The following is an 11,032-nucleotide window of genomic DNA, read 5'->3' as shown; positions in this document are numbered from 1 at the left end:
CGTGCGTCCAGGCTGGCGTGCCGGGCCGGTACAGCCCTCGCACGCGTCCGACAGGCAGGGCGCTCGTCGGGTAGGCAAGCCAGACCAATGGTGCCCTCGCGCGTTCAAACGCTCCTGCTGGGGCTGAGGTGCGCTCTCGCGTCGAGGCTCGGATATGGGACGTCACTCCACCCTCCATGTCGAGGCGGGTCTGTTGTAAGTATTGTTTTTGAGAATAGGTGAGAATAGGAAATGTTGAGGCCAGAACGGCCTACCGTTCTGACCTTGCAGAGGTCTGAGGGGAGTAGAGGGGGGCGGGAGGCGCGGTGCTGCTCGGGTTCGTCGGCGCCCACTGCGAGGGTTCGCTTCCGCTCTCCCTCTCGCCGAATCTCACCCACAGCCCGTTTCCTCCTCGCCTCTCATCGAACCGGACGTGCGGATTTCCCGCATCCGGCTCTCGGACAGATTTCACGTGGGGCATTCAGCGCCGACAGTTCGCTTTGGCCTTCACGTAGAGCTTCTCTTGGAACTCTTCGAGCTTTGTAGGGGTTGTCAGGCTCTCGCCAATCTCCCACTCGTCCACTCCTCGAGAAAGCACTCTGAACCAGGGCCCCTTCCCTCCACGGTCGTTACCCGCTTCCCAGGTACTGAGCCCCTCCGACTCCTGTGCGTGCCACGCCCTTTCAGCGTGTTCGGTCTTCACCCCGCACACACAGGTCTCCCGTGTTGCGCACTCCACCTTTTGCACACATGCCACGCCCATTACCCCGGTGGGCCACCAGGCTTGGTCGATTGCTGCCACCTGGCACCTCGGCCTTCCCCGCTTTTGGGACGGGTCGGCACCCACGCAGTCCTCTCGGGGCCTGCTCAGGCTTCACTCGCGTTGCGGCCTGCGTACTCGCTCGACCTCCTTTCAGAGGCCTTCTTCTTCGGGGCTTCGGCTCAGGGAGTCGTCCACCTTCACCGCCCGATGGCTTCCGAGGTGCATCGACAATTCCTCGGGCGGGACTTCCACCCGCTGGTGAAGTGCACCTTTTCACGGCGCACCCAAAAAAGGACCAAACGGAACGGACGCGCCTGGACTCGCCCGGACAGATGGGTGCCCCGTCTTCTGAGGGAAAACGGGGGGATGCCTCTGACCCCGAGGGGGGCGGATCCGCCGTTAGCGGCTTCGATTCCCGCCGCCTCCAATCGAGGTTGTCCGCCGCCTTGAGTCGAACCCAATCCTAGAAAGGAGGCACGGCTCGTATCAGGGGACCAAATCGGTTCTTGTCGCGTATAGGCGGGATAGAAGCCATGTGGAGGGAGAGGGCTGGAGCGGAGGGGCCGAGAAGGGCCGCTGACGGGGCCAGCAAGGCCGCGCGCCGCGCCGGTACACGGGACGGTGCAACCCCTTGGGGCATACCCCTGCCCTGGCCGCCCTCGCTTGAGGAGAGGCAGGGAGTTGGGGCGTGTTGACAGCGGCTGCGCCAGGTTCAGCACCACGCCCGCTGGGGTGGTCCCCGGGCCGGGGCCCGCTTCAGCGCCTGCGTGGGAAGTCCCAGGTGCTGCGCCTGGGCGCCAAGTACGGCCACACCGCCATCACCACTGGCGACGGCCGCTCGACCGTGAGCGACTTCATCGAGAGCAACACGCTCAACGCCGGTGGTCGCTCCGGGCTGAAGATCTTCCGGCCGACGCTGTAGCTCCCGCCGCACGGCGGAACACCGTCGCCCCGGGGGTTGTCGACCCGGGGGCGGTCCTTTTAGCGGGGTCGTCATTTCTCGCAACAGCACACGGACTTCCGATACGCCTCGATGCTCGGATACCGCTGAGCGTCGAGTCCCATGACGATCCCACCCATGTTTTCCACGAAGTTCTTCGCCACGTCGCTTAAGCTTGAGCCTTTGACCACCAGATGGGCAACTTGAAAGCCGGTGGTAATCAGCGTGTTGTAGTAACCGCTGACGAGGGAGCCGAGCTGGCGGGACCCGGCGTAGGTCGTCTCGAAGTAGTTGAAGTCGACCCCACCGACCGTGGATCCGTAGGTGAAGGGGATCGGATTGCTCACGTTCCCGTCGTTAACGGTCAACGGCTGTCCCTCGAACCACTTTAGGACGGAGTTCGCGTAGTCCCTTGGACCCCCCTCCTTCTTCTCCTTGGCAGCGAGCTCTGACAGCGCCTCACAGATGGTCGACGCAAGCCCGCTCCGATCGACGTGGAGGATGGGCTCGTTCCGCGCATACGCGTACAGATTGAATTGGCCGCCTCCGTAGAGCACGGGGTCGCGCGCCGTCCAGCGGCCCGCCTCGGGGTCGTAGTCGCGATGGCCGAAACGAACGAGCTTCGTCCTGGCATCGGGAATGCCACCGGCGAAACCGATGGGCAGCTCGAAGGCGGTGGGGTCTCCGGACACGATGCGTCCGAAGGCGTCGTATTCGACCTCAAGGACGATGGTACCGGCGGCGTCGGTCACGAGCCTCGGTGACCCCACGGTGTCCGTCGCGACGTAGTAGGTCTGGCCGGCGCGAGTCAGCGCGAAGAGGCGGCCCGCGTCATCGTAGAAGTACTCCGAGAGGACGCCCGTGGGACTTCGCGAGTGGGTAAGCGCGAAGCCCATGGAGGAATAGAGGTACTGGGTCGTTCCCAGCGCGTCCGTGCGGGTGGTGCGCCGCCCGAGGCCATCGTAGCCATAGGTGATGACCGTCTCGCCCGGCAGTCCCGCGTCGACGGTCGCTTCGAGCATCTCGCCGCGCGCGCTGTAGACGAAGGAGTCCCCACCGCGCCGGGTGAGGAAGCCGGCCGCATCGAAGGTGTGGGCCACCGCTCCGCGCGTCAGCAGGCGATCCTGGGCATCGAACGTGGCTGTCTCGACGACCTCCTCGGCGCCGCAGGTGCCCGCCTTGCGCTGGGTGCGATTACCATTGACGTCATAGGCATACACCTCGCAGCTGACCGCCCCGGTGTCGACATCGGTCCGCTGGACGTTCACGAGCTGCCCGTCACTGTCGTAGGTGTACTCGAACTGGCGGTTCTTCCCCGCCACGGTCTCAAGCTTCGTGGCCGGCTGCCCCGCCACGTCGTAGCCGAGCGTCGCGCTGTACCGCATGACGCCAGCGGGGCTCAGGGTTCGAGTGGCCTCACGGCCCAGGGTGTCGTAGGTCATCGTTTCCACGGTCGTCGTGCCCTGCTGGATGCTCGAGAGGAGCCCCGCGGGGCCGCTCCGCGTGAGGCTGAACGGTCCAAGCCCCACCAGCAGCCCGTCCCGGTCACGCGTGCGGGAGCTCACCGCACCTCCGTCGAGCTGAAGGCCCGTCACGAAGAAGTTGTTGTCATAGAGGAACGTATAGGCGCCCCGGGCGTCGCCGGTCATGGCGATGCCCGTCACGAGCCCACCGTCGAAGGTGAAGGAGAGCCCCTGCGGTGTCGCGGCTGGAGTCGAGGTCCTCGTCAGGGTCGCCAGGCGGTCCGTCGCTCCGTGGTACGTCAGCGCGACCGTCGCCTCCGCATACGCGGTACCCACGAGCCGGCCCCCCTCGTCATACGTATGGTCGAGCAGGCGGCCACCCGGCAGGGTCATGCGCGTGAGCCGATGGTCTCCGTCGAGGAGGAGGCTCAGGCGCTCGCCCCCGGCGGGCGTGTATCCACTCATGAAATCGCGCGAGTCGTAGGCGAGCTGATGGATGGCCCCGCTCGGCATCTGGACCGACGTCTGGTTGCCCGCGGCGTCATGGCCCAGGGTGTAGACCTTGCCGCTCGGTAGCGTGACCTTCGAGACGCGGTCCGCCGCATCGTACGCGAACCGCGTCTTGCGCCCGAGGGCGTCCGAGGAAGCGATGGGGCGGTCGCTCGCGTCGAACTCCAGGGTCTGGGAGAGGTTGCCCTGGGCCACCTGGGTGCGCCTTCCCCTCGAGTCGTAGGTGAGCCGGACGGGCTCCGGGATGGCGGCGACGTCGGCGCTCATGGCAATGGGGCGCTCCTTCTCGTCGAGCGTCACGACCGAGGTGCGGCCTTCCGGCGAGACCGTGGTCACCGTATGCGCCACGGTGTCGTAGGTCCTGGTCGTCGTACGCCCGTTCGTCGTGAACGTGTCGATCTGCTTCGTTAATGACACGGGCTCGACCGGAATGGCCAACGAGACGGTGCGAGCGTGCTTGGTCTCCAGCGTCTTGCCGAGAGGCGTCTGCATCTGGACGCGTCCGCGGTAGGGGGCCTGGAGTCCCCAGCGCTCATCCGGCTTCAGCCACACGGTGAGCTTTGTCCCGTCGGGGGTTGTCAATGCGTTGGATCCATCGCCGGGAGCGGACACGCTGAAGGCGCCGCCCGTGGGGACCGTCGTCGTGCGTTGCAGGTTTCCCGTCGCCGGACGCTCGGCATTGGAGCCGGTCTCGTACTTCTGCGTCCGGCCCGAGGGATTCGTCACGATGACGCTGCGCCCCGACGGGGAGTACGTGGCCGCGAGGGTCTTCGCATGGCCCGCCGGATCCGTGTCCTTCACGAGGTGCCCGTTGGCGTCGTAGTCGAACGTATGAATGCCACCGCGGCGGTCCTCAAGCCGGGTGAGGAGCCCTTCGGGGGTGTACGTGAGCGAGATGGACTCTCCAGCCGGATACGTCAGCTTCGAGAGGTAGCCATTCGCGTCCACGGCGAGGGTCGTCCGCTGGCCACCGGGGGCCACGATGGCCGTCGGGTTTCCAGCGGTGTCGTGCTCGATGGTCGTCTCGAGGCCATTGCGATCCGTGACCTCATGAAGGTGCCCGGCGGCATCGTACGTGAACTGCCAGAGGGTGACTCCGGCCTTGGACATCGTCCGCTTGTGCCGGCCCTCGGCGTCGAAGACATAGACCTCCTCGCCATCATCGGAGGGGATGATCGAGTCGCCGTTGTCGAACTTCTTCGACGGCATGTAGAGGTGGAGATTGCCGGTGAGGTTGTCGGTTTCGTAGTTGCTTCTCGTCGCGAGGGCGTAGGGCATGACGTAGATGTCGCCCGTGGGGCTCACCCGGACGTTCGGGTAGGTCTGCTCGTCTGGGCCTCCCTTCACGACCAGGGCGGGAAGGAAGGGGGTGAGACTCTTGTCGGGCTGAAGCTCATAGCCCTTGGTGATGTCGGTGACGAGCAGCGACCCGGAAGGGGTCAGCGCGACACCTCTTGCCCAGAAGAGCTCGAAGAGGTTCTTTTTGACGCCAGAGGGCGTGAAGCGCAGAACGCGGCTGCTGGCGACATAGAGGTTGCCCTCGGAGTCGAGGACCAGCGGCCCCCCCTGCGTGGGATTGTGGTACGACTCATACCAGTCCACGTCGTAGAGGTAGTGGATCCGACCGTCCGTCGTGATGCTCCGAATACCACTGGGCCTCGTTGACACGCTGCCGGTGCGTTCGGAAAAATAGATGGTCCCATCGCGCGCCACGGCGATGCCGGTGGGGTTGTAAATGAAGGCCTCCTTCGCTGGAGCGCCGTCCTCCAAGGAAGAGGGGGCCGGGTAGTCGACACCAGCGATGCGCTCGATGATCCCATCGGTACGGATGCGACGGATCTTCTCAGCCTGCGTGAAATAGACGCTCTCGTCTGGACCGACTGCCAGGAAGCGCGGTCGCCAGAGTCTGGCCAGAAGGGCGCTCCCTCCATCCCCGTCGCTCTCATTCGTGTTGTTGTCCGCACCCGCGAAGCGCTCGAAGTCGCCGCCGGGCTTTTTTCGCCAGAGAGTGTTCTTGTTGATGCCGTAGAGCGTCCCATCGGCGCCAAAGGCGATGTCGCGGGCCGGCATCCCGAGGTCGCGCAAGTAGCCGCCGGTCTGCGCGAGCCGGGTGCCGGACCGACGCGTCCCGTTGCCGAGCTCGAGGGTGGTGGTCAGGGCGTCGTACGTATGGTGCACGTCGAGGGTGAAGCCGCCGAGTCCCACCCCCTGAGCGAGCCATTTCCCCATCATGTTCCTGCCCAACGTGGTTCGGGTCTTGCGCCAGAGGGTGATCTCTTGACGTGCCCTGTCTCGTGAAAAACCATCGGTGCCAAAGAGCGAGGGCCTGTTGAAGGCGCGCTCGAAGGCATTGCCCGACGCTGCCCTGTACTGGGCGCGGTAGACAAAGCCTACATCGATGGACATCGGGGTCGGGCTCGTGAGCGTGCGTCCGTAGGCGTCCTTCCCATCCCAGCTCACGACCGCTGACAGGTTCGGCGCCGCGGCAAAAGACTGGGTGTAGTGCCTGCCAGCCACGGTGACGTGGAACTCCACGGAGAGCAGGCTCGCCGGAACGGTCGGACCGGTCAGGCGCACGGTCCTGGTCAGAGCGAGTGAGCGTGGACCGGGGACGCGTGTGCTTCGATAGTTGAGGCCCAGCGAGGTGCCCGCCAGCGGTAGGCGCTCTCCGAGCGTGCCGTTCTGGGTCTCGATGATCGACCCACCGGTGCATTCAGGATCTTCTTCGGGGTCATCGTTTTCAATGTCCGGGGGAAGCTCCAGGGGAGGGATGGCATCGTCCGGTGGCGTGTACGGCCAGTTGCAGTCCCACGGTGTGAAGTGAGTCATGGTGACGCGCCAGAGCGTCGCGTTGGGCGCATACAGCGTCGCAAGCTGTGCGCGCTCCACGTCGGTGATGCCAAGGGCGCCGAGGGTCGCCGCATCCGAGGGCGTTCCGCTGCCGGTGACGTCGAGGTCCGCTAGGCCGTCGGTGATGGAGAGCACCTTGACGACACGCCCGTTGTCGCTCGGCACCCAGTGGGCCGCGTCGCGATCGTAGTAGCCGACGGGCACCTGTGTGCCGGTGGTGAACTGGAGGAAGTTCTCCACATATGTCACGACGGGTTTCGAGAAGACGACACGAGAGGCTCCGGCCTGGATTGCCTCGTCGACGCTGAGCTCGACGGCGTAGGTGTAGGCGCTCGAGGCGGGGAGCTCGCCGGGCATGGCCTCGCGACCACGGGAGCCCACGGTGTACTCGGTGGCGCGCACATGGAGCGAGGTGAGCGGCAGCGTCTTGTCTCCGATCTCCATTCCCGCAGTCGTCCCCTGGGTGAAGAGGAGCGTCGCTCTCCGGGGCCCGTCGCCGTCCGTCTGCGTCGTCGCCCGGTGCACCTGGATGGGCGCGGAGAAGTCGATGGCCGTCACGGCCGGGTCGAGCGGCGTGACGACGACGTCGTCCAGCTGCACCCAGTCGCGCAGCGGCGGCTGGACCTTCCGCTGGAGAGGCAGCACGCCGGCCTTCTCGAAGCCGAGCGTCACGGTGCCGCCACCGTTGATGACGAGGTCGTAGGTGCCGTCGGCGCGGGTCTTCGAGGTGCCGAGCTCGGGCTTGCCGTGGACGTGGACACTGACGTCCGCGACCGGGTTGGAGTCGCGGTCGAGGACGCGGCCACGGACGACCGCTACGCGCACCGGGTCGACCGCTCCAGGCGTCATGCCTGTCTGGATGGCACCAGGCCCCGTGTAGAGGAACGCGATGCTGTTGGAGAAGTTGAAGGGGACCGTTGGGTTAAGCGCCGTCGGGCATGCCGGGCATGAGCCTCCACAATCAATGCCTTGCTCGGTGCCGTTCTTCTCGCCATCACTGCACGAGGCGGCCTTGCAGACACCGTCGCTGCACCGGGCGCTCTTGCAATCCGTTCCGAGCGCGCAGGCCTTGCCGTCGTCACAAGGAGCGCAGCCAGGTCCCCCACAGTCGATGTCGGTCTCGCCCGGATCCTTCGTCTGGTTCAGGCAGACCGGTGCCTCGCAGATGCCCGCGCTGCTGCACGAGTTCCCCGCGCAATCGCTCGCCGTCCGGCACTTCCTTCCATTCGCGCAGGGCTCACAGGTGCCACCGCCGCAGTCGACGTCCGTCTCCTGCCCGTTCCGCGAAGCGTCGTCGCACGACAGGGGCTCGATGCAGTGGCCGCCAGCGCATGCGCCACTCGCGCAGTCCTCGGGTCGTTGGCACACGCTTCCGATGGGCCCAGGTGCCGCAGTGTCATCTCCACACGCGGAGAGCAGCACAGCTCCCAGAATCACAGCCAATGTGCAAGGAACGAGGCGCATCGGGCCAACGTAACATGCACATGAGCATCAACTGTCCATGGCACATGTTCCGGGGGCCTCCAAGACGGAGTCCCAGCAAGGAATTGAAGGACTTGGTTTGCTCATGGCTCAACACTACGCGTCGCCTTATGGGTCAGCGCCATGGCCGAGCCCTCCACCCCCATCATCAGGTGCACGAGTGGGGGAAGCGGCTCGTCCACCCCGAAGGGCGTGCCCTCGGCCATCCGCTCCGGGCTCACGGCCGTGCCGAACAGTCGGTCCCAGAGGGTGAGCACCGAGGCGAAGTTCGCTCCCAGGAGTTCCGGGGCCCGGGCGTGGTGCACATGGTGGTAGCGGGGCGTGACGAGCACCCACTCGAGGATGCGCTGGGCCGCCGCCGGCCAGGCGACGTTCGCGTGCATCACGTGGTTCCAGAGGAGGTTGATTCCCGCTTTGAGCATCACCCAGGAGGGGGGCACCGCGAGAAGCCAGCTCAGGGCCACCGTGGGCAGGAAGTGCAGCACCACATGAGCGGCACTGGCGCGGTTGCCGGCGAACCACCAGAGCTGCTCGGGGGAATGGTGGAAGCGGTGCACCGGCCACAGCCAGCGCGTGTGCATCAGCACATGCACCGCGTATTTGAAGAAGTCCGCGGCCACGAAGAAGAGCGTATAGGCGGGATAGAGGCCATGTTGAGGGTGAGGGCTGGAGCGCAGGTGCCGAGGAGGACCGCTGACAGGGGCCGTCCGAGCAGTGAGCCAAGCGGGTGGACAGGCCGCGCAGCCCCTTGAGGTACACGACTGCCCAGGCCGCTCCCCCAGGGGGTGCGCGGCTGGGGGCTGGCTCTCTTGGCCCGGGCGGCTTGAGCCTCAACACCACGCGGCCTGGGGGGGCCCTCGCGCCGGGGCCAGCCTCGCACCTGCCGTGGGCAGGCCCACGTGCTCCTGAATCGCTCTCACCCCTCCCGCTTCCTTCACGTACGCCAGCTCTCGCCGCCTGCCTCCACACCTCACGCAGGCCAACACCTCCACCGCGAAGCTCCTTCGTCGCAGCCCTGCCCAGTCCCCTCCCCCTGTCCGCTCCTTCCTCGTTTCCTGCCTCGCACCTGCCTGGGGCGCCACGCTCGCCTCCCCCTCTCCTGCTGCGCGCAGGAAGACGGTGAGGACGTCCGAGAGCAGTCCCACGTCCTTGAGCAGCACCCACCGGACCCGGTGCGGAAAAGCTAGCGTCCACTGCCGGAAGGGCACGTGCGGCAGCACCTGCTCCACCAGGTGCATCGCCGTCACATGCGCCCGCTTCGCGCTACAGGAGGGGCACACCCCTCGTCCCTTGCACGAGAAGGCGACGAGCAGTTCGTCCTTGCAACTCTCGCAGCGCACCCGCGCGAAGCCATGCGCCAGCACTCCGCATTCCAGGTACCTGGCGAAGTCCCGCTCCACATACCGGGGCAGGCCGCGCCCTACCTCGCTGGCTTCCGCCAGAGCACCGTGCGGCAGCGCACAGGTGCCAATTGGGCGTGGTGATGGCTGCGCCTACTCCGTCTCCTTCATCAGGCCCGGCAGCAGCTCCTCGATGAGCTTCAGCGTCTCCGGGTCCAGCTCCTGCCCGTCCACCCCGCCGCCCAGCAGGGCGCCCATGTTCGCCTTGCCGAGGTCCTCGTCGCCGTGGGCCTCCTTCCACCAGCGCACGCGCAGGCGCTCGAGCGCCGCGGCCTTCGAGGGGCTCACCTTGCCCAGCTCGCGGGTGAGGCAGTCCCCGCACGTCCACTTGAAGCGGTAGGCGTCCACGTACGCGCGCAGGCCCTTGAAGAAGGCCTCGTCCCCCATCAGCTTGCGCGAGGCGTGGTGCAGCAGCGGCGCCTTGCCATACACCAGTGCGCCGTACTCGATGGGGTTGTCGAAGTCGGTGGTGGGCCGGTCCGCCGGGGCGTCCTTGCCGCCCGAGAGCCGCAGCAGGTGGTAGGACGAGACGAGCGCCTCCTGCCGCAGCTGCTCGGCCACCGCGCGCCCGTGCTTCCACTCCATGTAGAGCAGCGCCGTGTACTGGGCGAGGGACTCGTCCACCACGGGCGCGTTGATGGGGTCCGAGCCCACCAGCCCCGCGAAGTACTGGTGCGCCACCTCGTGGGCCACGGTGAACTCGAGCGTGCGCTCCAGCGTCTTGCCGAGCTTCGCGAACTGCGCCGTGTCCCCTCCCATGGCCTGGAGGAGGTTCTGCATCTGCTCCATGCCCGGCATGCCCTCGAGCGCGGTGCCGGGGTCCGCCGCCCCCCGGTAGAGCGAGGTGCCCACGGTGACGAGCCCGGGGAACTCCATGCCTCCGGCGCCGCCGGACAGCGGGGCCTCCACCACGCGGAAGTACTTGAACGGCAGGGGCCCCAGGCGCTGCTCCATCTCGGTGAGCGAATCACTCGCGTACTGCAACACGCGCTTGCCCACCTCGGCGTCGCGGGCGGCGAAGTGGCTCTCCACGGTGACGCCATTCACCGTCGTGGTGGCGCTCTGGTAGCCGCGCGAGGCGAACACGGGGAAGTCGCGCACCGCGCCCGCGGCGAAGCTGTAGCGGATGCGGCCGTCCTTCTGGGGTACCTCGCCCATGGGGACGCCCGTGGTGTGGACCTTCCACCCCGAGGGCACGATGACGTTGGCGAGCACGTTCGAGGGGTCATACAGCGCCAGGTCGCCGATGCCCGCGGGCCCCTCCCACGGGTTGCCGCGCGCGTCGAGCGGAGGCACCAGGGGCACCACCCCCACCAGGCTCATGAAGTCCTCCGTCGCGGAGAAGGCCCCGTAGTCCCCTGCCCCACCGCCGGAGCTTCCGAGCGCCCCCATCAGCGTGGTCGAGCCCGGCGCCGCCTTGGGCACCTCCGCCTCCAGGGCGAGCTCCACCACCACCGAGCTGCCCGGAGCCGCGGCGCTGGCGAGCGGCACGCGGTAGAGGCTCGTCTCGGGGTGCTCCAGCTTCGCGGGCTGCCCGTCCACCTTCACGTCCGAGAGCTTCATCCGCTTGTCGAAGGCGTTCGGGGTGACGCGCAGGTGGACGGCGTCGAGCGGGCGGCCGCGCACGAACAGCTCCACCCGCAGG

The 11,032-nt window shown here is 67.0% G+C and carries 6 protein-coding genes; 1 reads left to right on the top strand and 5 read right to left on the bottom strand.

Features of this window, described 5'->3' with window-relative positions:
- Positions 1-460: 460 nt before the first annotated feature.
- On the bottom strand, positions 461-682 hold the full coding sequence (locus VF697_RS35880) for a hypothetical protein (RefSeq protein WP_331102215.1): 222 nt from the start codon (positions 680-682) through the stop codon (positions 461-463).
- A 748-nt stretch (positions 683-1,430) separates the two neighbouring features.
- Between VF697_RS35880 and VF697_RS43625 the strand changes: the two genes are divergently transcribed.
- Entirely contained in the window at positions 1,431-1,664 is a 234-nt protein-coding gene (locus VF697_RS43625; protein ID WP_414641401.1) for a hypothetical protein, read from the top strand.
- 71 nt (positions 1,665-1,735) lie between these two features.
- On the opposite strand, the gene VF697_RS35870 is transcribed toward VF697_RS43625, so the two are convergent.
- The 4 genes from VF697_RS35870 to VF697_RS35855 form a co-directional block, all read right to left on the bottom strand.
- Complete coding sequence (locus VF697_RS35870; RefSeq protein ID WP_331102213.1) at positions 1,736-7,354, bottom strand: RHS repeat-associated core domain-containing protein; 5,619 nt, start codon at positions 7,352-7,354, stop codon at positions 1,736-1,738.
- Positions 7,355-8,070: 716 nt separating this feature from the next.
- Entirely contained in the window at positions 8,071-8,607 is a 537-nt protein-coding gene (locus tag VF697_RS35865; protein WP_331102211.1) for a sterol desaturase family protein, read from the bottom strand.
- A gap of 210 nt (positions 8,608-8,817) precedes the next feature.
- Positions 8,818-9,399 (bottom strand): transposase zinc-binding domain-containing protein, encoded by a 582-nt coding sequence (locus VF697_RS35860; protein ID WP_331102217.1) that lies wholly within the window; start codon positions 9,397-9,399, stop codon positions 8,818-8,820.
- 81 nt (positions 9,400-9,480) lie between these two features.
- Positions 9,481-11,032 (bottom strand): M1 family aminopeptidase (locus tag VF697_RS35855; RefSeq protein ID WP_331102209.1); only part of this gene is annotated, 1,552 nt, incomplete at its 5' end.

Origin of the sequence: Archangium sp. (assembly GCF_036388035.1) — a bacterium.
Lineage (GTDB): Bacteria > Myxococcota > Myxococcia > Myxococcales > Myxococcaceae > Archangium.
The sequence above is the reverse complement of the archived record's forward strand: the minus strand, read 5'-3'. Positions and strand labels throughout refer to the sequence as shown.

What these genes read in the sequence shown, in the direction of transcription:
- VF697_RS35870 (WP_331102213.1), bottom strand. Translation starts at nt 7,354, where the DNA reads ATGACGCCTGGAGCGGTCGACCCGGTGCGCGTAGCGGTCGTCCGTGGC.